The organism is Acidovorax sp. YS12 (genome assembly GCA_021496925.1).
Lineage (GTDB): Bacteria > Pseudomonadota > Gammaproteobacteria > Burkholderiales > Burkholderiaceae_C > Paenacidovorax.
Map to the genome: position 1 here is coordinate 1,039,548 of CP053915.1, position 22,531 is coordinate 1,062,078.

Sequence of the window (22,531 nt, forward strand, 5' to 3'; positions counted from 1 at the left end):
CGCCATGCACGAGCACTCACGACGCATCACGGTTAAGGATTCTTCACGATTTCCATAAGAAATATGTGGATATTCAAATGCGGATAAAGGCCGTTCCCTGCATGGACAAGGTTCTCCTGCAGTCCACCGGGCAAACGCGGGATGCCTAGCATCTTGACGTCGAGGGACAGCGCAATATACTTTTGCTATATACCCGTTTCCAAGGAGCTTGGCATGTCCATCGGCACCGTCTTCGTCAACAATCGCACCCAGGCCGTCCGCCTTCCGCTGGACGTGCGCCTGCCCGAGGGCGTGCACAAGGTGGAAATACGCGCCAAGGGCAACGAACGCATCATTGCCCCCATCGGCCAGACCTGGGACAGCTTCTTCCTCGGCGGCCCCGCCGTCAGCGACGACTTCCTGCCCGAGCGCGCCAGCCAGCACCAGGCGGAACGGGAACCGCTCTGATGCTGCGCTACCTGCTGGACACCAACATCGTCATCTACGTGCTGAAGCGGCGCCCTGTCGAGGTCCTGTCCACCTTCAACGCCCACGCCAGCCGCATGGCGATTTCCTCCATCACGCTGGCCGAGCTGTTGCACGGCGCGGAAAAAAGCAGCCGCGTCAGCGAGAACCTGTCCGCCATCGAGGACTTTTGCAGCCGCCTCCAGGTGCTGCCCTACGGCACCAAGGCCGCCCAGCACTACGGCGCCATCCGTGCCGCCCTGGAGAAGCTGGGCCAGCCCATCGGCGTGAACGACCTGCACATCGCGGGCCACGCGCGCAGCGAGGGCCTGGTGCTGGTCACAAACAATGTCTCGGAATTCGCGCGCGTGCCCGCGCTCGAAGTGGAGAACTGGGTCAACCCCGGCCGGTAAGCCCGGAAGCGGTACCCCCTACATCCCCAGCGGCAAATCGACCCTCTTCAGCGTGCGCAGCACGAAGCTCGACTGGCTGTGGCGTATGCCCTTGATCTTGTAGAGCTTCTCGCGCAGCAGGCGCTCGTAGTCGCGCGTGTCCTTCACCACCACGCGCAGCAGGTAGTCGTACCCGCCCGACACCAGGTGCGCCTCGACCACCTCGGGAATCGTGGCCAGCGCCTCGCCGAACTTCTCCAGCGTGTTGTCGGAATGGCTGTCGAGCGTGACCATGAGCAGCACCGTGTCGGAGAGCCCCAGCGCCTGCGGGTTCAGGCGCACGGTGTAGCCCTCGATGACGCCGGCCTCCTCCATCTTGCGGATGCGCGCCCGCGGCGGCATACTTGCCTGCATCGAGGCGCTCTTACCGGAGCGCACGGCATGGCAAGGCCCCGGCGGGTTACCGCCCGCCGGGGCGCTTGATCTGCCACTGGATCAAACTCCTCCCGGCCTACCCGGCATAGCCGTCGCGCAGTTCACGCTTGAGCACCTTACCGATGGCGCTGCGCGGCAGCTCCGCCACGAAGCGCAGGTCCGCGAGGCGCTGCATCTTGCCCGCGCGCTGGTTGTACCAGTCCTTCACCGCGCCGGGCGCTGCCACCTGCCCGGCGCGCGGCACGACGAAGGCCACCGGCGTCTCGCCCCACTGCGCCGAGGGCACGCCCACCACCGCCACGTCCTCCACCGCCGGGTGCGCGCGCAGCTGCGCTTCGAGGTCGCTGGGGTAGATGTTGAAGCCGCCGCTGATGATCATGTCCTTGCGGCGATCGACCAGGATGAGAAAGCCGTCGGCGTCGAAGCGCCCCACATCGCCCGTGCGGATGAAGCGCTTGCCCGTGGCGTCGAACCACTCGGCCTCGCGCGTCTTCCCGGGCTGGTTGTGGTAGCCGGTCATCATGCCGGGCGAATGGCCCACCACCTCGCCCGCCACGCCGGGCGGCACCTCGCGGCCGGCTTCGTCGATCAGGCGGATGTCGTGCCCCTCGGCGGGCTGGCCGACGGTGTGCAGCTTGTCCGGGTGCCGGTGCGCGTCGAGGATGCAGGTGCCGCCGCCCTCGGTCATGCCGTAGAACTCGGTCAGCGCCCCGGGCCAGCGCGCCAGCACGTCGGCCTTGAGCGCGGCGTGGAACGGCGCGCTGGTGCAGAACTTGAAACGGAACGCCGACAGGTCGTAGCCGCCGAACTGCGGCAGCGCCATGATGCGCTGGTACTGCACCGGCACCAGCATGGTGTGCGTGGCGCGGTGCTCCTGGGCCAGCGCCAGGTAGCGCGCGGCGTCGAACTTGCCCATCAGCACCACGCGGCCGCCGAAGGCCAGCGTGGGAAAGAACACCACCAGCGTGGTGTTGGAGTACAGCGGCGTGGCCAGCAGCGTCGTGCCCTGCGGGCCGTAGCCGAACAGCGCGCCCCGGCGGATGTGCACCCAGCGCATGCCGTGCGACTGCACGATGCCCTTGGGCACGCCGGTGGTGCCGGAGGAGTAGATGATGTTGAACGGCGCCGCGGGCACCACCGCCACAGGCGCGGGCCGCGCGCCCTCGGGGGCAAGCCAGTCATCCAGGGGCTGGCCCTGGGCCGCGGCGTCCAGCGCGATGCAGCGCGGCGCGCCAGGGCCCTGCGGCGCCAGGCCCTGCGCAGCCTGGTCGATGAACAGCAGGCGCGCCTCGGCGTCGCGCAGCATGGAGGCCAGGCTCTCGGCCGACGACGACGGCGCCAGCGGCGCCACCACGACCCCGGCGCGCAGCGCCCCGAGGAACACCGCCGCACAGGGCACGGCGTTGAGCGCGCACAGCGCCACGGCCTCGCCCGGGCGCACGCCGTCGCGCTGCAGCGCGGCAGCCACGCGGTCCATCAGGGCATCGAGCGCGGCGTAGGTCAGCGTCTGGTGCGCGTCGCACAGCGCCGGGTGGTCCGGCTGCTGGCGCGCGTGTTCGCGGACCAGGTCGGACAGCGGGCGGAACGGCGAATCCAGCGGCGGGGTCGCGGGGGGCATGCGGTGTCTCCGGGACATTACAAAAATGAGAGCTGCCAGCGCTTGTCCAGCAAGGGTTTCAGCGTATTTCTTCGCTGGATGCGTGGTTCAGGCTGGCAAAGCCGCGGCCTGCGGCCACGAGCTGGCGCAGCAAGGGCGCGGGCTGCCAGAACAGCGCATCCTCCTGGGCGAAGGCCTCGATGTCGGCCAGCACCTTCTCCAGCCCTACCGTGTCGGCCCAGTGCATCGGGCCGCCGCGCCAGCGCGGAAAGCCGTAGCCCGCCAGGAAGGTCGCGTCCACATCCAGAGGGCGCAGGGCGACGCCTTCCGCCACCACCTTGGCGCCTTCGTTGACCATGGCGGCCATGTAGCGGCGCATGATCTCTTCCGGCGTGAAGGCGCGCGGCGTGACGCCCTTGCTCGCGCGCTCGGCCGTGACGATGGCCAGCACCTCGGGGTCGGGCTGGCCGGCGCGCGTGCCGTTGGGGTAGAGGTAGAAGCCCCGCCCCGTCTTCTGGCCGAACCAGCCGCGCTCGCAGATGCGGTCGGCCACCTCGACGTAGCGCCCCCGGGGAGCGCCCGCCGCAAGGGCCGCGGCCCGGCGGCGCTTGCGCGTGGCCCAGCCGATGTCGCCGCCCGCCAGGTCGGCCACCTGGAACGGCCCCATGGGGTAGCCGAAGGCGCGCACGGCCGCGTCGATCTCGTACGGCGAGGCGCCGTCTTCCATGAGGTAGTCGGCCGCCTGCCGGTACACGGCCAGGATGCGGTTGCCGACGAAGCCGTCGCACACGCCGGCGCGCACGGGGGTCTTGCGCAGCCTCTGGGCCAGCGCGAAGGCGGTGGCCACCACGTCGGGCGCCACCTTGGCGGGCACCACGATCTCCAGCAGCTTCATGATGTGCGCGGGGCTGAAGAAGTGCAGGCCGATCACGTCCTGCGCCCGCGCGGTGGCGGCGGCGATGGCGTCGATGTCGAGGTACGAGGTGTTGGTGGCCAGCACCGCGCCGGGCCGGCACACGCGGTCCAGCGCCTGGAACACGGCCTGCTTGACCGCGAGGTCCTCGAACACCGCCTCGATCACCAGGTCGGCGTCGCGCACGGCGCCGTAATCCGTGGCGGGCGCGAACCGGGCCAGGGTGGCGGCCTTGTCCTGCGCAGCCATGCGGCCCTTGGCGATCAGGCCGTCGTAGACCTTCTCCACGTTGGCCTGGCCGCGCGCGATGGCGTCGGCGTCGCGCTCGACCATGGCCACGGTGAAACCGGCGTCGAGCGCCGCCACGGCGATGCCCGCGCCCATGGTGCCGCCGCCGATCACCGCCACGCGGGCGATGGGGCGCGGCGCGGCGGCCCGCGCCTCGGGCACGTTGGCCGCCTCGCGCTCGGCGAACGCGGCGTGCGCCAGGCCGTCTTCTTGCAAGCGCTGCTGCTCTGCGGTGGCGGGGGAAGCGGGCATGGGCAAGTCTCCGGGTAATGCAAAAGGTGCCGCCATTCTGTGGACGCCAAACGCTTTTTACAATCACCCTTTCGATTGACAAACCGTCAAGCACCATTTGACAATCAAGCCCATGGATCTGACCTCGCTGAGCCTGTTCGTGGACATCGTGGACTGCGGCAACCTGAGCCAGGCGGCGCGCAAGCTCAAGATGACGCGCGCCAACGTCAGCTACCACCTGGCGCAGCTGGAAAAATCGGTGGGCGTGCAGCTGCTGCGGCGCACCACGCGGCGCATGGAGCCGACCGAAGTGGGCCTGCGCCTGTACGCGCACGGCCGCACCATCCGCAACGAGATGCTGGCGGCGCGCGAAACCGTCACCAGCCTGGGCCAGGAGCTGCAGGGGCGCGTGGGCATCAGCGTGCCCAGCGGCTACGGGCAGATGGTGATGGCCGACTGGCTCATCGCGTTCAAGCGCCAGTACCCGGGCATCGTGCTCGACGTGCTGTTCGAGAACCGCGCCGACAACCTGCGCGACGAGGTGGACATCGCCATCCGCGTGATCCAGGAGCCGCCGCCCTCGCTGGTGGCGCGCAGCCTGGGCGACGTGCGCTACCTCGCCTGCGCCGCGCGCGCCTGGTGCCAGGCCCACGCGCTGCCGCGCACGCTGCAGGACCTGCAGGGCGCGCCCATCATCACCTCGGGCGCCGTGGGGCGGCAGCTGCGCCTGTCGGCCTACCAGGGCAGCGCGCGGCACGAGGTGCTGCTCGAACCGACGCTGATCTCCGAGCACTTTCCGTTCCTGCGCTCGGCCATCCTGGCCGGCCTGGGCGTGGGCCTGGTGCCCGACTACGTGGTGCAGGCCGAGGTGGCCAGCGGCGAGGTGCTGGCCACGCTGCAGGACTGGCGCCTGAGCATCTTCGGCACGCGCATGTACCTGCTGTACATGCCCGACCGCCACCAGACCCGCGCCGTGCGCACCTGCATCGACTACCTGCTGGCCTGCGCTGCAAGGGACACAACCCCCTGAGCGGTTGCGCCGCTTCCCCCTTCTCTCGAATGGCTGCGCCATTCGGGAAGGGGGACGACGCCAGCGCGGCGGTGCGGGGCGGCCGGCTGAGGCCCTTGCGCGGCGTCTGCTGGCATGGGCCGCGCCGGTTTCATGGGACGCGGGCTGGACGCACGCTGGACGCGCACGGCAGCCGCTATACTCGCGCGATTCGTCAGGAGAGAGTGCCCCGCCACACCCGGTGAGCGGCACCGCCGAAGGCGCAGGCACCCGCCGAACGCTCAGGCAAAAGGACTGGCCAAGCGCCCGTGGCGACACGGGCGTTCCCTTGCTGGAGAGAGGCCGCCGCAGCGACGCGGCCCACCGAAGGAGCAAGCCCCATGCGTTGCAGCGGCGGGGTGAATCTCTCAGGTAAAGAGGACAGCAGGGCAAATTCCATGGCCCCCGGCCATGGCCCGCATTTGCCCTGGAGACACGCACCTTGTCCGCCCCTGCCGCCCCCCTGCTGACCACGCCCCTCAACGCCCTGCACCTCGAACTCGGTGCCCGCATGGTGCCCTTCGCGGGCTATTCCATGCCAGTGCAGTACCCCGCCGGCCTGATGGCCGAGCACCTGCACACGCGCCAGGCGGCGGGCCTGTTCGACGTCTCGCACATGGGCCAGCTCAAGCTCGTCGGCCCCGACGCCGCTGCCGCCTTCGAGACCCTGGTGCCCGTGGACGTGGCCGGCCTGCCCGAAGGCAGACAGCGCTACGGCCTGCTGCTGAACGACGAAGGCGGCATCATCGACGACCTGATGTTCTTCAACCAGGGGGGCGATACCCTGTTCGTGATCGTCAACGGCGCCTGCAAGGCGGGTGACATCGCCCACATCCAGGCACGCATCGGCAGCCGCTGCCAGGTGGTGCCGATGCCCGGCCACGGCCTGCTGGCGCTGCAGGGCCCGCAGGCCGCCGCAGCCCTGGCGCGCCTGGTGCCCGGCGTGGAAAAGCTCGTTTTCATGAGCGGCGGCGGCTTCGCCTGGAACGGCGTGGAACTCTTCATCACGCGCAGCGGCTACACCGGCGAGGACGGCTTCGAGATCTCCGTGCCCGGCGCGCAGGCCGAGGCGCTGGCGCGCGCCCTGCTGGCGCAGCCCGAGGTGAAGCCCATCGGCCTGGGCGCGCGCAACTCGCTGCGCCTGGAGGCGGGCCTGTGCCTGTACGGCAACGACATCGACACCACCACCACGCCGCCCGAGGGCGCGCTGAACTGGGCCATCCAGAAGGTGCGCCGCACCGGCGGCGCGCGCGCGGGCGGCTTCCCCGGCGCCGACAAGGTGCTGGCGCAGATCGACGACCCGGCGCTGCTCACGCGCAAGCGCGTCGGCCTGATCGCCAAGGAGCGCGTGCCCGTGCGCGAGCCCGCCGTGCTGGAGAACATGGACGGCCAGGCCATCGGCCAGGTCACCAGCGGGCTGCTCAGCCCCACGCTGAACCAGCCCATCGCGCTGGCCTACGTGCAGCCCGACTACGCCGCGCCCGGCACCGAGGTCTTCGCCATGGTGCGCGGCAAGCCCGTGCCCATGGTGGTGGCGCCCACGCCGTTCGTGCCCACGCGCTACTACCGCGGCTGAGAGGCTGATGGCCCCTGCCGGGGCGGCTACATTGCACCCTGGCCCTTCTCGAAAAACCCCTTTTTTCCTTTTTCCCTGGAGCTTCCCCCATGAGCATCAAATTCTCCAAAGACCATGAGTGGATCAACGCCGCCGACGCCGCCGCCGCGGTGGTGGGCATCACCGTGCACGCGCAGGACGCGCTGGGCGACGTGGTGTTCGTCGACCTGCCCGAAGTCGGCAAGACCTTCGCCCAGGGCGAAGTGGCCGGCGTGGTCGAGTCCGTGAAGGCCGCCGCCGACGTGTACATGCCCGTCACGGGCGAAATCGTCGAAGTCAACGAAGCCCTGCGCGCCGACCCGTCGCTGGCCAACAGCGACCCGCTGGGCGCGGGCTGGTTCTTCAAGGTCAAGCTCGCCAATGCCGGCGAGCTCAACGGACTGATGGACGAAACCGCCTACACCACCTTCGCCGCCAGCGCCTGAGCGCCACGCCCCAAAAACCATAGCTGCCAGCGCTTGCTGCCAAAGGGTTTGAGAAAGAAATATCCCTCAAACACCTGGCAAACAAGCGCCAGCAGCTTCTTTTTTAATAGCACCCCGAGATTGGCCCCATGAACGCGCCTGCCGCCCCGTCCCTGTCCGCGCTGGAAAACGCGGCCGAATTCCTGCCCCGCCACATCGGCATCGACGCCGCCGACGAGGCGCACATGCTCTCCGTAATCGGCGAGGCCTCGCGCCGCGCGCTCATCGACTCCATCGTGCCGCGCGCCATCGCGCGCGCGCAGCCCATGGATCTGCCCGCCCCCGCCACCGAGGCACAGGCGCTGGCCGAGCTCAAGGCCATCGCGGGCCAGAACCGCCTGCTGAAGAACTTCATCGGCCAGGGCTACTACGGCACGCACACGCCGGGCGTCATCCTGCGCAACATCCTGGAGAACCCCGCCTGGTACACCGCCTACACGCCCTACCAGGCCGAGATATCGCAGGGCCGCATGGAGGCGCTGGTCAACTTCCAGACCATGGTGTGCGACCTCACGGCCATGCCCATCGCCAACGCCTCCATGCTCGACGAAGCCACCGCCGCCGCCGAGGCCATGACGCTGGCCAAGCGCTCGGTCAAGGCCAAGGGCAACGTGTTCATCGTCTCGGGCGACTGCCACCCGCAGACCATCGAGGTGGTCCAGACGCGCGCCGTGCCGCTGGGCATCACCGTCAAGGTCATCCGTTCCGGCGACGAATGGCTGGCCGCCATCGGCCAGGACGACTACTTCGCCGCCCTCAACCAGTACCCCGGCTCCAGCGGCTGGCTGGCCGACTGGCAGCTGAGCGCCGACCTCATCCACGCCAAGGGCGCGGCGTTCATCCTCGCCGCCGACCTGCTGGCCCTGGCCCTGCTCAAGGCCCCGGGCGAAATGGGCGCCGACATCGTCGTCGGCACCACGCAGCGCCTGGGCATGCCCATGGGCGCCGGCGGCCCGCATGCCGCCTACATGGCCTGCCGCGACGAATTCAAGCGCAGCCTGCCCGGCCGCCTGGTGGGCGTGAGCGTGGACGTGCACGGCCAGCCCGCCTACCGCCTGGCGCTGCAGACGCGCGAGCAGCACATCCGCCGCGAAAAGGCCACGTCCAACATCTGCACAGCCCAGGTGCTGCCGGCCGTCATCGCCAGCATGTACGCCGTGTACCACGGCCCGCAGGGCCTCACGCGCATCGCCCAGCGCGTGGCGCACCTCACCGCCATCCTGGCGGCGGGCCTGAAGCAGCTCGGCCTGGCGCCGCTGCACGCCACCGCGTTCGACACGCTCACCGTGGACCTGGGCAGCGCCGAGGCCGCGCGCACCGTGCTGCGGCGCGCGCTGGAGGCCGGCATCAACCTGCGCCAGTTGCGCGGCCAGTGCGTGGGCGTGTCGCTCGACGAAACCACCACGCGCGCCGACCTGGCGCTGCTGTGGCAGGCCTTCGCGCCGCAGACGGCCCAGCCCAGCGTGGAGCAGCTCGAAGCCAGCGCCGCCAGCCTCATCCCGGCCAGCCTGGCGCGCACCAGCCGCTTCCTCACGCACCCGGTGTTCAACACGCACCACAGCGAGACCGGCATGCTGCGCTACATCCGCGCCTTGAGCGACAAGGACCTGGCGCTGGACCGCAGCATGATCCCGCTGGGCTCGTGCACCATGAAGCTCAACGCCACCAGCGAGATGATCCCCATCACCTGGCCCGAATTCGCCCAGGTGCACCCCTTCGCGCCCGCCGACCAGCTCGCGGGCTACCGCCAGCTCGACGAGCAGTTGCGCGCCTGGCTGTGCCAGGCCACGGGCTACGCCGGCGTAAGCCTGCAGCCCAACGCCGGCAGCCAGGGCGAATACGCCGGCCTGCTGGCCATCAAGGCCTACCATGCCGCGCAAGGCCAGGGCCACCGCACCATCTGCCTGATCCCCAGCAGCGCCCACGGCACCAACCCGGCCAGCGCGCAGATGGTGGGCATGCAGGTGGTGGTGACCAAGTGCGACGAGAACGGCAACGTGGACATGGCCGACCTGCAGGCCAAGTGCGAGCAGCACAGCCAGAACCTCGCCTGCGTGATGATCACCTACCCCAGCACGCACGGCGTGTTCGAGACGCAGGTCAAGGCGCTGTGCCAGATCGTGCACCAGCACGGCGGCCGCGTGTACGTGGACGGCGCCAACATGAACGCCCTGGTCGGCGTGGCCGCGCCCGGCGAGTTCGGCGGCGACGTGAGCCACCTGAACCTGCACAAGACCTTCTGCATCCCGCACGGCGGCGGCGGCCCCGGCGTGGGCCCGGTGTGCGTGGTGGAAGACCTCGTACCCTACCTGCCCGGCCACGCCACCGCGGGCCTGGCGGGCGGCACCGGCGCCGTGAGCGCTGCGCCGCTGGGCAACGCCGCCGTGCTGCCGATCTCGTGGATGTACATCCGCATGATGGGCGCCGAGGGCCTGACGGCCGCCACCGAAGCCGCCATCCTCAGCGCCAACTACATCAGCGCGCGCCTCAAGGACCACTACCCCACGCTGTACGCGTCGGCCAACGGCCACGTGGCGCACGAGTGCATCCTGGACCTGCGCCAGCTCAAGGAAACCAGCGGCGTGATGGCCGAGGACGTGGCCAAGCGCCTGATCGACTACGGCTTCCACGCGCCCACGCTGAGCTTCCCCGTGGCCAACACGCTCATGGTGGAACCCACCGAGAGCGAAACCCTGGCCGAGCTGGACCGCTTCATCGACGCGATGATCGCCATCCGCGCAGAGATCCGCCAGGTCGAGAACGGCACCTGGCCGCAGGACGACAACCCGCTGAAGAACGCGCCACACACCGCCCCCAGCCTGCTCGCGGGCGACTGGGCCCACCCCTACACGCGCGAAGCCGCCGCCTACCCCGTGGCCAGCCTGCGCGGGGCGAAGTACTGGAGCCCCGTGGGCCGCGTGGACAACGTGTATGGCGACCGCAATCTGTTCTGCAGTTGCGTGCCGGTCAGCGAATTGGCGTAAAGCGCGCCAGACCAGCGCCGCCATGGCGCTGCCCCAGCAAACAACAAAGGCCCGGCAACGGGCCTTTGTCGTTTTACAGCGCATCGAGCGGGCTCAAAATGCCGCGCCCGCCCTTGTTGAGCACATGTGTGTACACCATGGTGGTGCTCACATCGGCATGGCCCAGCAATTCCTGCACCGTGCGGATGTCATAGCCCGATTGCAGCAGATGCGTGGCGAATGAATGCCGCAGCACGTGCGGCGACACCGGCTTGGCGATCTGCGCCCGCCGCGCCGCCGCCCGCACCACGCGCTGCACCGATTCGGGATAGATAGGGTGGCGCCGCTCCAGCAGTTCGCCCGTGCGCGCATCCGGGCGCGGATCGGTGGAGCGCACCGGCGACGGAAACACCCACTGCCAGGCCCAGCTTTTGTCAGCCTGCCGATACTTCACCGCCAGCGCATGCGGCAAATGCACGCCCGGCAGGCCCGCCACCACATCCTTTTCATGCAAGGCCCGCGCTTTTTGCAACTGCGCCTGCAAGGGGGCCATCAGGTTCTCGGGCAGCACCGTGATGCGATCCTTGTTGCCCTTGCCCTTGCCCTCGCGCACGATGATTTCGCGCCTCGCAAACTCCACGTCCTTCACGCGCAGACGCACTGCCTCCATCAGCCGCATGCCCGTGCCATACAGCAGTTGCGCCACCAGCCCCACCGAGCCATCCACGTGCAACAGCAACTCACGCACCTCGCTGGGCGTCAACACCACCAGCAAACGGCGGGGCCGCTTGGCCTGCACCACTTCATCGAGCCAGGGCAACTCGATCTGCAGCACCTGCTTAGAGCGTGTTCACGATCTCGCGCGAAGGGGCGCAGGATGCGGATCGGGATGGGCTGCTAGGCGCAAACCGCAGCAATAGCCTTGCTATTGCGAGGATTTGCAACAACGCAGACCGCCCGATTCCGCGCCTGCACACCCGCGTGGAGATCGTGAACACGCTCTTAGACAGATACAGAATCGCCGCCTTGGCCTGGTTCTGCGTGGATGCCGACACCTGCCTGTCCACCGCCAGATGGCTCAAAAACGCCTCCACCTCCACCGCGCCCATGTCCTGCGGGTGCCGCTTGCCATGAAACAGAATGAAGCGCCGCGCCCAGTTGATATAGGCTTATTCCGTGCGAATACTGTAATGCCGCGTGCGCAGGTGAATGCGCATGCGCTCCAGCAGCTTGGGCTGGCGGGCAGGGTCTGCCGGAGTGGGGGCTGCGGCGTTGTCGTGCATCCGCAGAATTTTAGGTTTGACTAAACGGATACATCTTGGTACGGGAACCTCTCAATACCCGGGCTTTCTATCAGAACCGGCTCAAGCGGCAGCTTCGATGCGAACGCAGGGTGAACCCAGCACGCTTTCACGCGTTGCCGCCTCACGCAAGGTCTTGGATGGTGGTCGCAGGCGAGCGACTCGATTGCCCGCCGCCAGGCTTTTTGGCGCTCGATGGCCCCGTTGAGGCCCTGCGCCTACGCCTGGGCGTGTTTGTAGAACGAGTCCACGCCCTTGTGCAAGAACATCGCCAGCCGCTTGATGTTGTAGCACGCAGCCATCATCGTCATCGCCACATCCGCGCGCGCCTGCCCTATGGTGCGGATGAACTTGCCTCCCAGGTGCCGGATCCCGGCGAACACGTGCTCGACCTTGGCCCGCTTTCTGGCGATGCGTTGGTTTCGCCGCTTCTGGCATTCACTCAGAGGCTGGTCTTTGCCCGCCCTGCGCTGTATGCCATCGCGCCAGCCCAATACCTTGAGCATTTCCTGCCTGCGCTTGGACGGGTAGGCCTTGTCGGCGTAGACATCCCGCCCGGTGTTGTCTTCGTCCAGCACTTCTTCAAAGTGGTGGCCGTCGTGCTCGCTGGCTGTGCCGGTGGCGATCTTGCGGATGAAGCCGTGCTTGAGGTCCACGCTCACACTGAGCTTGTAGCCGAAGTGGCTCTTGCCGTGCTTGCTGGTGTGCGTGGCATCCAGGTCCTTTTGCCTGCGCTTGGCTTCGTTCCAGTCAGGCGCCTTGCCCTGGGCCAGGCGTTCCTTGTCTTGCTTGCCGATGTGCTGGCGCGGGGCTGGCACCAAGGTGGCATCGATGGCCTGTCCTCCCCGGGCGATGTAGCCATGGCGCTGCAACTGGGCATCCACGCCTTGGAACAAGGCCGTGGCGCCGTCCACCCCGATGCGCTGGGCGAAGCGCCAGATGGTGTTGCGGTCGGGGATGTTCATGGCATCCTGCAGCAGGCAAAAGCGCTGGTAGCTCATGCGGTCCAGCAATTGGTACTCCATCTGCTCATCCGAGAGGTTGTACAGGCGCTTCAAGACCAGCACGCGCACCATCACTTCGCTGGGGTAGGCGGGCCGTCCACCCTTGCGGCCGTCGCCCCGTGCAAGAAGACCATCCACCAGCGCAGCCAGTTCGGCGAAATCGATGTGCTGGGCGATGGTCTGCAGCGGGTCACCCACCTCGTCGATCTTGCGCTGGCGCGAGGCGTCGGCGAACAGGTCGAACTTCAGGGCACTGCGAGGGCTGATCATGTGGCGGTCAGGACAGGTGTAAAGGGCTCTGGGTTGAGCAGTGGGGTTTTGAGAGGTTCCCGTACTTTTCCTATGGGCGATGTAATATGCGCCTGTACTATCCGACAGCGCCGCGTGGTGCGGTTGTCGTCTATTTCTAGTTATGCGTAAGGAGCCATGCATTGGCAATTTTTGATCTTTTTTCAAAACGTCAGAAGAAGCTACGCGGCGATATGCCGGACGTATACGTCTATGACAAACTTCCTCAAGCGCTTCGAACTCAAATAGTCCACATCTGGCTCGATACATTAGGGCGAGGCGATCAATACTATGAGGGGCAAGTCCAACAGTACTACCCACTGATAGTTGAAACTCTTTGCCGAGAGTACGGGCTATTTAAATTGCCAGGCGCAAAGGATTATGGTGATCGAGACTACATTCAAGAGCTGGCCAATTTCTTCCTTCGCGAGGAAAACATCGAGCGCGCTCTGGATGCGGTGGAGCTTTCGTTTCGCGCAATCAATCTCGCCACTAGGAACTGGAATTATTTGCACCGGCAAAATGCAAATGAGATCGCGGATGCAGCCATTGAAGAACTGAACGGGAGGTTCAAGGAGCATGGCGTTGGTTATCAATTCGCCGATGGCGAGATTATTCGTATTGATTCGGAGCTAGTCCACTCAGAAGTAGTAAAACCCGCGTTGCGTTTGCTAAATCAAAGAAAATACGCAGGCGCACAACAGGAGTTTCTAAAGGCACATGAGCATTACCGACATGGAAATGCGAAGGAAGCGCTGAACGAATGTTTAAAGTCCTTTGAGAGTTTGATGAAGGCCATTTGCGACAAACGTGGCTGGGCCTACAACGGTAATGCCACTGCAAAAAACCTAATTCAAGCGTGCCTCGACAACGGGCTTATTCCCACTTTTTGGCAGCAAAACTTTACGTCTTTGCGCAGCTTGCTTGAAAGCAGCATTCCTACCGGCCGAAACAAGTTGGGTGGGCATGGTCAAGGCACAACGACAACGACAGTTCCTGATCATCTGGTTGCATACATGCTTCACATGACTGCCTCTGCACTTGTCTTTCTTGGTGAGGCAGAGGCTGCATTGCCATGACAACGCATAACCCTGCGCTCAACCCGGACGTCCTACATGCCGCTTCGCGGCATTCCGTGCGCCGGTTAGCTCCACTACAAGGGCTTCCCCACATTCGCAAGCAATACCTCTCCCTGGGTTTATCGCGCAGCGATAGACCCAGGCATGGTCTTCAACGGTTTCAGCTCAGTTCCCAGCCTTGTGCGTGCAGCGCGTCGATGCTTCTTGGCAAACGGTGCGGACGGCGTGACTACAAACGGTCATTAGCGCTACCTTCTGTGTCGGCAGCAAACCCTGATGAAAGACGCGCGCCGGGGGCTCCATTCGTTAGTCGGGTCTTGGGATCTCTCCCATGGCTCCCCTCCAGTTAACCGAGCATTCCCCGGCGCAGGTCCAACCTTTTGCACATCAACGACTGCCTTCACGCGGCGGATTCCTGATCTGTTGGGCTTGTCTTGCTTGCGTTGTTTGTCTTGCCTGGCCTGATCGGCTCAGGCGGGCATCTTGAAGTTCTCCCCCCTTTGCAGCACGGCCCAGCACATGCGTGCGTTCTTGGCCGCTATCGCCACCACCGCGCGCCAGTAGCCCCGGCGCTCGGCCAGGCTGCGTGCCCAGCGGCTGAGGCTGTCTTGCTTGGGCGCTCGGGGTTCATGGCGGCAGCCAGCACGGCCCGCGCTCCCATCACGAGCAGGCTGCGCAGGTAGGCGTCTCCTGCCTTGGTGATGCGCCCCAGGCGCTGTTTGCCGCCCGAGCTGTATTGCCCGGGCACCAGGCCCAGCCAGGCGCTGAAGCTGCGCCCGCAGGCGAAGTCGTGGCCGTTGCCCACGGTGCTGATGAGGGCCATGGCGGTGGTCTGGCCTATGCCGCTCAGTTGCATCAACTGCCGTGCCTGCGTGTTGTGGCGGGCCATGAAGGCAATGTGGCGGTCGTATTCGGCGATGCGTTCATCCAGCCCGGTGACTTCACTGAGCAGGTCGCCGATGACGGTGTTGGCCCAGCCGGGCAGGTCTTCGAGGTGGGCCAATGCTTCGCGCCGCACGGTGGCGGCCTTCAGGGGCAGCACGATGCCCAGTTCCGACAGCAGGCCCCGGATGCGGTTGAGGGTGGCGGTGCGCTGCTCCACGAAGCCCTGGCGGGCGCGGTGCACCATCAACTGGCCTTGTTGTTCAATGGTCTTGAGGGGCACGAAGCGCATTTGGGGCCGGGTGACAGCTTCGCAGATCGCCGCAGCGTCGGCGGCATCGTTCTTGCCTCGTTTGCCCGAGAGGCGGTAGGGGGCGACGAACTTGGGGGCCATCAGGCGCACGGTGTGGCCGAGCTTGTCGAATTCCCTGGCCCAGTGGTGTGCGCCGGAGCACGCTTCCATGCCGATGAGGCACGGGGGCAAGGCGGCGATGAGTTCCAGCAGTTTGTCTCGGGCCACGCTGGGGCGCACCAGCGCGGGCTTACCTGCTGCATCCACACCGTGAACGGCGAAGACGTTCTTTGCCAGGTCGATTCCTACGGTTACGATGGTCATGGACTTCCCCTTCCATAAAACAAGCGTGTTGATGAGAGATTGCACTTCCCATCGTGGCACTTGGTTGCCGTTCTGCGCAAATGCGCGCTGCGCTTGGGACGGGGAAGTCCCTTTCATTCGTTGGGCCTCATGAACGACACACTCGATCCAGACATTGCCGCCATGAAGCTCAGCGACGGCGAGAAGTGGGGACTTCAGGTCTATCGGAATTACTCGAGGGCATTCGGCGAGCATCGCGTTAAGAAATTCGTTGAGCAAGCTTCGCCGTTTGAAGCCGAGGTGACGCTCTTCAAGCAAGTTGTCGCGCTGGTCGCCAACGAGGAGCCCCGCGTTATTCCGGTGATTGCCGCTGCTTACGCAGATGACCGGTTGGAAGAGATGTTCAAGCGCGAGATTCCCGATGGGGTCCCTGGAGGTCGCAGTGCACTGATGTCGGGCTTTGGCCCACTGGCACGGCTGTCGCAACGGATTCAGATGGCGTTTGCCTTTGGTTGGTTGAGCAAAGACTTGCTCATTGAGTTCGATCACATCCGAAAAGTGCGCAATGACTTGTCGCACAAATGGGACATCGAACTACTTAAGCGAAAGATGAGTGAATTCATTGAGGAGAAACAGACGCCGTTCGAGGGACAGTTGGGCGATGGCGTGCGTCTGCCGGAGAACTTCCATGAGTCGATGCCGTCGATTGATCGGTTTAGGGTTCGAGTTGTTTGGATGCTTGGACGGCTTACCTACGAGACACGCCTTTGGGTTCCAGCCCTCAAGGCAGGGATCGCACCAGAGGAAGCCTTATATGGCCCAAATGCTCCAGTAATGCTGCGAGCCATAGCTGCTATTTCGGTCAACGCGACAAGAGAGATAGCGCGCATATGAGGCCCAACCATTCATTCCACCGGACGGCCTACGGCCGCCGGTGAATTCAGACGTTAGTCCCTCCGAATACACCGCTTTATGCAGACCGCTACCTTGGCCGATATATTAAAAAGCAATCAATCAATTTAGGGAAGCAAGATGACAAATGGCGTTAGAAGTGATGGAGCACGCAAAATTTTCATTGGCATAGTCGGCTTCGGTCTAATATGGGCTATCATTTATTTTGTCCGCCTTCAAGGCTTCGCCCCTACATCGTTTGGAATGATTCCTCTTGCTTTTCCAGGCGCTTATGCACTCATTGGATTTTTAGAATTCATAGCTGGCGTTCCTTTTTCAATGATTGCAACAAAATGGGACGACTTAGCTGGCTGGCAGCGTGGAGTACTTGGTATTCTTGTCGTAATTCTGGCTTTTTTTGCGGCGGCTGTAGGAATGATGCTATTTGGGTAGCCATAATTTTATATAGAATTCATATTTCCTTTATTTTTGATCACTAACCGCTTGCTAACCTGCTCCGCCTACAGCGGTCAGGTTAGATTTGTCAGTTAGTCCCATCACCCGCTTTATGCAGGCAGCCATTTATTCCAGCGCTTCGCCTTTCGCCAAGATTTCTCCTTTGGGATTTAGGCAGATCGCTGGGCTTCGCCTGCATACGCTGCGTCAGTTTGCAGTCTTTTTTGCCTCTAGAGCATTTTTGATTTAATTATTGACGATCTGTATGATAATTTCTTCGACCAGGAGGAACTCAAATGCAGGCGTACTCCCAGGACTTGAGAGAGCGGGTGTTGCGGGCGATTGAGCGGGGCGAAGGCCCCACGGAGATTGCCCGCAGATATGAGGTCAGCCGCATGTGGGTGTACCAAGTGGGCAAGCGGCTGCAAGCCACGGGCGAGCGAACCAGCCATCAGGTCGGAGGCTACCGTCGCTCGCGGGTGGCCGACATGCAGCCAGCGCTGGTGGAATGGCTGAGGCTGGAGCCGGATTTGACGCTGGCGCAGCTGTGCGAGCGGCTTGCTGGACACGGCATCCAGATCAAGTCGGCGGCGCTATGGCACCAGCTGGACAAGTGGGGGTTGAGCTTTAAAAAAAACGCTGCACGCCAGCGAGCAAGATCGGCCCGACGTACAGCAGGCGCGCCAGCAGTGGCGGGCCAGGCAGAGTAGCCTGCAGCCACACAGGCTGGTCTTTCTGGATGAGACGGCCACCAGCACGAACATGACACGCCGCTACGGGCGCGCCCGGCGCGGCCAGCGCTGCGTGGCTGCGGCCCCGCATGGGCATTGGAAGACCACCACGTTCATTGCTGGCTTGCGCCATGATGGTGTGACTGCCCCTTTGGTGATCGATGGCCCCATGGACGGACAGGTGTTCCTGGCCTGGGTGTGTCAATTCCTGTGCCCCACGCTCAACCCCGGGGACATCGTCATTGCCGACAACCTGGCCAGCCACAAGGTCAGCGGCGTTGCGCAGGCCATCGCTGCCAGGGGCGCCAGCATCCTGTACCTGCCGCCATACTCGCCTGACCTCAATCCGATCGAGAAGATGTTCGCCAAGCTCAAGGCGCTGCTGCGCAAGGCCTCCAAGCGCAGCGTCGATGCGCTTTGGGATCACATCGGTGAGTTGCTCCAGCAGTTCTCGCCGCAGGAGTGCATGAACTACTTCGCATCGGCTGGATACGTCAGCATATAAATCGAAAATTCTCTAGCGCTTGTGCAGCAAGCGCTACCAGCTATCATTTTTGCAGTACCGCACTGCTTTCGGCCTTCGGGTCTAACTCTGCGGTCAAGCGGACTTGCCTTCGGCAGGCCGCTTACCTTGGCCGTTAATTTTTGATCCCACACGCTCCCAAGAGCTGCAGCACCCACAGGCGGCGTTGAACCTGTGCAGAAAAGCCGTGCCGGACACGCTGAACGCCAACGGCCCATGCTTGCAAGCCTGTGTGCAGGTGTGGGTGGCTGAGTACCAAAAGAAATACATCCTCCCCCAGCAGTAACACGGCCCCTATCACACGGTGCGCGCCAGCTGCCACGGCGGCGCCCCCGGCCAAAGGCCCTACCATCGGGCCTTTGCTTTTTTCGGATATTCACCATGCGCTTGCCTGCTTTCCTGCTCTCTGCCTTGTTCCTCGCGCCCGCTGCCTGGGCGCAAAACACGCCCGCCGCTGCGCCCGTGACGACCTCTTCCGGCCTGGTGTACGAGGTACTGCAAGAGGGCACGGGCGAATCGCCCAAGGCCACCGACACCGTCAAGGTGCACTACCGCGGCACCTTCCCCGATGGCAAGGAGTTCGACAGCTCCTACAAGCGCGGCGAGCCCACCGAGTTCCCGCTGAACCGCGTCATCCCCTGCTGGACCGAGGGCGTGCAGCGCATGAAGCCGGGCGGCAAGGCCAAGCTGATCTGCCCCCCGGCCATCGCCTACGGCGCGCGCGGCGCGGGCAACGTGATCCCGCCCAACGCCACGCTGCACTTCGAGGTGGAACTGGTCTCGGTGCGCCGCTGAGCGCCGCATGCGGCTGAAGGTCGGGGAGCTGGCGCGGCGCACGGGCCTCACGGTGCGCACGCTGCACCACTACGACGAGATCGGGCTGCTCGCGCCGTCGGAGCGCTCGGAATCGGGCTACCGCCTGTACAGCCAGGCCGACGTGCAGCGCCTGCACGCCATCCAGGCGCTGCGCCACATGGGGCTGCCGCTGGCCCATATCGGCGAGCTGCTGGGCGACGACCAGCTCGACCCCCAGCGCGTGCTGTCCCAGCAGATCCACGCGCTGGATGTGCAGATCCAGCAAGCCACCGAGCTGCGCGGCCGCCTGGCCCTGATGCGCGACGGCATGGTGGCGGGCTCCGCCCCCGACATGGGCAACTGGCTCGAAACACTGGCCCTCATGTCCACCTATGGCAAGTACTTCAGCGCTGCCGAGCTCAAGCGCATCTTCGAGCGCTGGCCATTGATCGAGAGCGAATGGCGCCCGCTGATCGCCCAGGTAGACGCGGCCATGCGCCAGGGCCTGCCCATCGACGACCCCGCCGTGCAAAAGCTCACCCACCGCTGGATGGTGCTGATCCTGGAGTGGATGGGCGGCGACATGGACCTGCTGGACCGCTGGGGCCACATGTACCGCCAGGAGCCGAGCACGCACAGCATCAACTTCGCCCCCAGCGGCGCCATGATGGCCTTCGTGGAGCAGGCCATCGCCCTGCGCATGCAGGCGCTGGAGCGGCACTTCACGCGCGCGGAAATGGGGCAGCTCGGCTTCGTGCCGCTGGCGCACTGGCAAGCGCTGGAGGACGAAGTGGCCGCCCTGCTGGCCCATGGCGAAGCCCCCGGCAGCCCCGCCGCGCACGCCGCCGTGGTGCACTGGAGCCGCCTCATGGACCAGCTCTGCGGCAACCGCCCTGCCCTGCGCAGCAAGCTGCTGAATGCGTGGGCCACCGAGCCCCTGCTGCAATCCAGCGCCTTGCTGAGCCCGGCGGTGCGGGCCTTCATCGGCCATGCGGCCGCCCTGTCTTTGCCAGCAAACATCGCTTGACCCTCACGCAACGTGAGGCCTTAGAGTCGGCCCCCATGCCTACGGAGCCCACCATGACCTCACCCCCACGCAGCCCCGAGCGGCTGCACGCCCTGGACAACCTGCGCGCCGCCATGATGTGGCTGGGCATCGTGCTGCACGTGGCGGTGATCCACCTCGCCGGCCCCTCGCCCCTGCCCTGGCGCGACAACCGGACCACCCCGGTGGCCGACCTGCTGCTGGCCTTCATCCACGCCTTCCGCATGCCGGTGTTCTTCATCCTGGCGGGCTTTTTCGTGGCCCTGATGATCGAGCGGCGCGGCACGCGCGCCATGGTGCGCAACCGCCTGCAGCGCCTGGCGCTGCCGTTCGCGCTGTTCTGGCCGCCCATCTTCGCGCTCTGCGGCGTGCTGGCCCTGGCCTTCATGCACCGCATGGCCCGCGGCACCTGGGGCCTGGACCCGGCGCTGATGCAGACCGCGCCCAGCACGCCCACCGGGCTTTCCACCATGCACATGTGGTTCCTGTGGATGCTGCTGTGGCTCAGCCTGGCCACGGCCCTGGCCCACGCCGCGCTGGCGCGCCTCGCGCCCGCCGTACCGCACTGGCTGGGCCGGGCCATGGCGCGGCTCGGCCGCACGCCCTGGGGCCTGGCGCTGCTGACCCTGCCGCTGGCGGGCGCCGGCATGCTCTACCCCGACGGGCTGCTGCAGCCCAACGGCGCCTTCATGCCCCCCTGGACCGAATGGCTGCACAACGGCCTGTTCTACGGCTTCGGGCTGGCCCTGTACGCGCACCGCGAGGCGCTGCTGGCGCACTACGTGCGGCGCTGGCCCTGGTACGCCGGGGCAGGCCTGGCGCTGTTCTTCGCCACGGGCGCGCTGTTCGAGGCCCGGCCGCGCGGCGCCCAAGGCCTGCCCGAGGCGCTGCGCCTGGGCGTGGCCCTGGCCTACAACGCCACCGCCTGGTGCTGGAGCCTGGCGCTCATCGGCGGCTTCCTGGCGCACGTGCCCCGGCGCAGCGCCTGGCTGGGCTACCTGGCCGACAGCTCCTACTGGGTCTACCTGGTGCACATGCCGATGACCATCGGCTTCGGCGCGCTGCTGTTCGGGCTGGAATGGCCGGCCGGGGCGAAGATCGGCCTCAACATCGCGGCCACCTCGCTCCTCAGCCTGGCCAGCTACCACCTGCTGGTGCGCTACACCGCCGTGGGCGCGCTGCTCAACGGCCAGCGCCGCACGCGCGCGCCGCGCCCCTTGCCAGGATCGGTCCATGCACGCTGACAGCCCGCCGCGCGCGGCCCTGCTGCGCAACCCCGATTTCCGCTGGCTCACGGCAGGCTCGGCGCTGTCGATGCTGGGCGACCAGTTCACCCTGATCGCCATGCCCTGGCTGGTGCTGCAGCTCACGGGCAGCACCCGCGTGCTGGGCACGGTGCTGGCCCTGATCAGCGTGCCGCGCGCGCTGTTCATCCTGTTCGGCGGCGCGGTGGTGGACCGCCATTGCCCCAAGCGGGTGCTGATGTACACCAAGCACGCCAACACCGTGCTGCTGGGGCTGCTGGCCGCCCTGGTGCTGAGCGGGCCGGCGGCGCTGTGGGCACTGTACGCGCTGGCGCTGGGCATTGGCCTGTCCACGGCGTTCAGCATTCCGGCGGCCACCTCGCTCACGCCCCGCGTGGTGCCGCGTGCGCAGTTGCAGGCCGCCAACGGAATCGGCATGGGGCTGCGGCAACTGAGCCTGTTCCTCGGCCCGCTGCTGGCGGGCCTGCTGATCGCGGCATTCGGCGACGGTGGCGGCGGCGGGCGGGCCGGCACCACCGGCATCGGCCTGGCCTTCGCGTTCGACGCGCTGAGCTACGCCCTCTCGGCCTGGACGCTGGCCCGGGTGCGCCTGCTGCCGCCGGCGCCGGGGCAGCCAGCGCCCGGCCCGCAGGCGGGCATGGTGCGCGCGGTGTGGCAGGGGCTGCGCCACTTCTGGGCCGATGCCGAGCTGCGCGCCTTCCTGCTGTACTTCGCCGCGGTGGCCGTGCTCATCATGGGGCCGGTGCACATCGCCCTGCCCGTGCTGGCCAGCAGCCAGCCGCAGTTGGGGGCAGCGGCGTTCGGCACCATGGTGGGCGCGCATGGCGCGGGCACGCTGGCGGGCACGGTGGCCTCGGGCCTGCTGCCCCGGCTGCGCCTGGGCACGCTCGGGGCCACGGTGCTGTGCATCGACCTGCTGATCGGCCTGCTGTTCATGCCCCTGGGCCACGCCACGGCGCTGTGGCAGGGCACGCTGCTGATGCTGGCCATCGGCCTGCTGGGCGGCTTCATGCAGGTGCGCGTGTTCACCTGGATCCAGCAGCGCGTGCCGCCGGTGCTGCTGGGGCGGGCCATGGGCCTGTTCATGTTCATCTTCCTGGGGCTGGCGCCGCTGTCGGCCGCCGTGACGGGATGGGTCATGCACATGGTCGCCCTGCCCTGGCTGTTCATCGGCTGCGGCGGCACCCTCATGGCGCTGGCCGCCCTGGCCCTGCTGCTGTCGCCCATGCGGCATATGCAGGACGCGGCGCCCCAGCGGCCCTGAGGCAGAGGCCGGCAAGGCGCCG

Annotated in this window: 17 protein-coding genes, 4 pseudogenes and 2 riboswitches; of the genes and pseudogenes, 14 read left to right on the plus strand and 7 right to left on the minus strand. The window is 66.2% G+C overall.

All coding sequences use genetic code 11. The annotated features are described in order from the left end of the window. Positions 1-213 precede the first annotated feature (213 nt). A complete protein-coding gene (locus tag YS110_04750; GenBank protein UJB64121.1) occupies positions 214-447 on the plus strand; it encodes an antitoxin in 234 nt (77 codons plus the stop codon). Further along, entirely contained in the window at positions 447-857 is a 411-nt protein-coding gene (locus tag YS110_04755) for a type II toxin-antitoxin system VapC family toxin (GenBank protein ID UJB64122.1), read from the plus strand. The genes YS110_04750 and YS110_04755 overlap by 1 nt, the downstream gene beginning before the upstream one ends. Before the next feature lie 18 nt (positions 858-875). On the opposite strand, the pseudogene YS110_04760 reads toward YS110_04755, so the two are convergent. The 3 genes and pseudogenes from YS110_04760 to YS110_04770 all read right to left on the minus strand — a co-directional run bounded on the left by YS110_04760 (position 876) and on the right by YS110_04770 (position 4,273). Continuing rightward, positions 876-1,226 (minus strand): annotated as a pseudogene (locus YS110_04760) (Lrp/AsnC family transcriptional regulator). 121 nt (positions 1,227-1,347) lie between these two features. Next, on the minus strand, positions 1,348-2,889 hold the full coding sequence (locus YS110_04765; protein UJB64123.1) for an acyl--CoA ligase: 1,542 nt from the start codon (positions 2,887-2,889) through the stop codon (positions 1,348-1,350). Positions 2,890-2,947: 58 nt separating this feature from the next. After that, a pseudogene (locus YS110_04770) lies at positions 2,948-4,273 on the minus strand (3-hydroxyacyl-CoA dehydrogenase). A gap of 160 nt (positions 4,274-4,433) precedes the next feature. Between YS110_04770 and YS110_04775 the strand changes: the two are divergent. The 4 genes from YS110_04775 to gcvP all read left to right on the plus strand — a co-directional run bounded on the left by YS110_04775 (position 4,434) and on the right by gcvP (position 10,411). Then, positions 4,434-5,330 carry a LysR family transcriptional regulator gene (locus YS110_04775; protein UJB64124.1) on the plus strand — a complete coding sequence of 299 codons (897 nt, stop codon included), beginning with the start codon at positions 4,434-4,436 and terminating at the stop codon, positions 5,328-5,330. A 184-nt stretch (positions 5,331-5,514) separates the two neighbouring features. Further along, positions 5,515-5,612, plus strand: a riboswitch (glycine riboswitch). 18 nt (positions 5,613-5,630) lie between these two features. Next, a riboswitch (glycine riboswitch) is annotated at positions 5,631-5,743 on the plus strand. A 47-nt stretch (positions 5,744-5,790) separates the two neighbouring features. Then, complete coding sequence (gene gcvT / locus YS110_04780; GenBank protein UJB64125.1) at positions 5,791-6,924, plus strand: glycine cleavage system aminomethyltransferase GcvT; 1,134 nt, start codon at positions 5,791-5,793, stop codon at positions 6,922-6,924. 89 nt (positions 6,925-7,013) lie between these two features. Beyond that, positions 7,014-7,388 carry a glycine cleavage system protein GcvH gene (gene gcvH, locus YS110_04785; protein UJB64126.1) on the plus strand — a complete coding sequence of 125 codons (375 nt, stop codon included), beginning with the start codon at positions 7,014-7,016 and terminating at the stop codon, positions 7,386-7,388. Positions 7,389-7,516: 128 nt separating this feature from the next. Beyond that, positions 7,517-10,411 carry an aminomethyl-transferring glycine dehydrogenase gene (gcvP, locus tag YS110_04790; protein ID UJB64127.1) on the plus strand — a complete coding sequence of 965 codons (2,895 nt, stop codon included), beginning with the start codon at positions 7,517-7,519 and terminating at the stop codon, positions 10,409-10,411. A gap of 73 nt (positions 10,412-10,484) precedes the next feature. On the opposite strand, the gene YS110_04795 is transcribed toward gcvP, so the two are convergent. The 3 genes and pseudogenes from YS110_04795 to YS110_04805 all read right to left on the minus strand — a co-directional run bounded on the left by YS110_04795 (position 10,485) and on the right by YS110_04805 (position 12,962). Continuing rightward, positions 10,485-11,225 carry an integron integrase gene (locus tag YS110_04795; GenBank protein ID UJB64128.1) on the minus strand — a complete coding sequence of 247 codons (741 nt, stop codon included), beginning with the start codon at positions 11,223-11,225 and terminating at the stop codon, positions 10,485-10,487. Between the two features lie 4 nt (positions 11,226-11,229). Further along, a pseudogene (locus tag YS110_04800) lies at positions 11,230-11,673 on the minus strand (phage integrase N-terminal SAM-like domain-containing protein). Positions 11,674-11,909: 236 nt separating this feature from the next. Next, positions 11,910-12,962, minus strand: a complete 1,053-nt coding sequence (locus YS110_04805; GenBank protein ID UJB67349.1) for an IS5 family transposase — start codon at positions 12,960-12,962, stop codon at positions 11,910-11,912. A gap of 164 nt (positions 12,963-13,126) precedes the next feature. On the opposite strand from YS110_04805, the gene YS110_04810 reads away from it, so the two are divergent. Continuing rightward, positions 13,127-14,062, plus strand: coding sequence for a hypothetical protein (locus YS110_04810; protein UJB64129.1), 936 nt, complete (start codon positions 13,127-13,129; stop codon positions 14,060-14,062). Positions 14,063-14,532: 470 nt separating this feature from the next. Here the strand turns inward: YS110_04810 and YS110_04815 are convergent. Then, positions 14,533-15,560, minus strand: a pseudogene (locus YS110_04815) (IS110 family transposase). A gap of 129 nt (positions 15,561-15,689) precedes the next feature. Here YS110_04815 and YS110_04820 point away from each other — a divergent pair. From YS110_04820 to YS110_04850, 7 genes are all read left to right on the plus strand, one after another. Next, on the plus strand, positions 15,690-16,433 hold the full coding sequence (locus YS110_04820) for a hypothetical protein (GenBank protein UJB64130.1): 744 nt from the start codon (positions 15,690-15,692) through the stop codon (positions 16,431-16,433). A 138-nt stretch (positions 16,434-16,571) separates the two neighbouring features. Further along, positions 16,572-16,883 (plus strand): hypothetical protein, encoded by a 312-nt coding sequence (locus YS110_04825; GenBank protein UJB64131.1) that lies wholly within the window; start codon positions 16,572-16,574, stop codon positions 16,881-16,883. Between the two features lie 299 nt (positions 16,884-17,182). Beyond that, positions 17,183-18,122, plus strand: a protein-coding gene (locus tag YS110_04830; GenBank protein UJB64132.1) for an IS630 family transposase whose coding sequence is annotated in 2 segments (ribosomal slippage) — positions 17,183-17,515 and positions 17,517-18,122 — 939 coding nt in all. Because the reading frame shifts where the segments join, the coding sequence is not laid out codon by codon here. Positions 18,123-18,521: 399 nt separating this feature from the next. After that, complete coding sequence (locus YS110_04835; protein UJB64133.1) at positions 18,522-18,935, plus strand: FKBP-type peptidyl-prolyl cis-trans isomerase; 414 nt, start codon at positions 18,522-18,524, stop codon at positions 18,933-18,935. Positions 18,936-18,942: 7 nt separating this feature from the next. Further along, on the plus strand, positions 18,943-19,962 hold the full coding sequence (locus tag YS110_04840; GenBank protein ID UJB64134.1) for a MerR family transcriptional regulator: 1,020 nt from the start codon (positions 18,943-18,945) through the stop codon (positions 19,960-19,962). Positions 19,963-20,015: 53 nt separating this feature from the next. Next, entirely contained in the window at positions 20,016-21,224 is a 1,209-nt protein-coding gene (locus tag YS110_04845) for an acyltransferase family protein (protein ID UJB64135.1), read from the plus strand. After that, positions 21,214-22,509, plus strand: coding sequence for an MFS transporter (locus YS110_04850; protein UJB64136.1), 1,296 nt, complete (start codon positions 21,214-21,216; stop codon positions 22,507-22,509). Before YS110_04845 ends, YS110_04850 begins: the two co-directional genes overlap by 11 nt. The last annotated feature ends 22 nt before the right edge of the window (positions 22,510-22,531 follow it).

Coding starts and splice junctions, on each gene's coding strand:
- YS110_04755 (UJB64122.1), top strand. CDS start 447: ATGCTGCGCTACCTGCTGGACACCAACATCGTCATCTACGTGCTGAAG.
- gcvH (UJB64126.1), top strand. CDS start 7,014: ATGAGCATCAAATTCTCCAAAGACCATGAGTGGATCAACGCCGCCGAC.
- YS110_04835 (UJB64133.1), top strand. CDS start 18,522: ATGCGCTTGCCTGCTTTCCTGCTCTCTGCCTTGTTCCTCGCGCCCGCT.
- YS110_04850 (UJB64136.1), top strand. CDS start 21,214: ATGCACGCTGACAGCCCGCCGCGCGCGGCCCTGCTGCGCAACCCCGAT.
- YS110_04825 (UJB64131.1), top strand. CDS start 16,572: ATGACAAATGGCGTTAGAAGTGATGGAGCACGCAAAATTTTCATTGGC.
- YS110_04750 (UJB64121.1), top strand. CDS start 214: ATGTCCATCGGCACCGTCTTCGTCAACAATCGCACCCAGGCCGTCCGC.
- YS110_04840 (UJB64134.1), top strand. CDS start 18,943: ATGCGGCTGAAGGTCGGGGAGCTGGCGCGGCGCACGGGCCTCACGGTG.
- gcvP (UJB64127.1), top strand. CDS start 7,517: ATGAACGCGCCTGCCGCCCCGTCCCTGTCCGCGCTGGAAAACGCGGCC.
- YS110_04820 (UJB64130.1), top strand. CDS start 15,690: ATGAACGACACACTCGATCCAGACATTGCCGCCATGAAGCTCAGCGAC.
- YS110_04765 (UJB64123.1), bottom strand. CDS start 2,889: ATGCCCCCCGCGACCCCGCCGCTGGATTCGCCGTTCCGCCCGCTGTCC.
- YS110_04775 (UJB64124.1), top strand. CDS start 4,434: ATGGATCTGACCTCGCTGAGCCTGTTCGTGGACATCGTGGACTGCGGC.
- YS110_04845 (UJB64135.1), top strand. CDS start 20,016: ATGACCTCACCCCCACGCAGCCCCGAGCGGCTGCACGCCCTGGACAAC.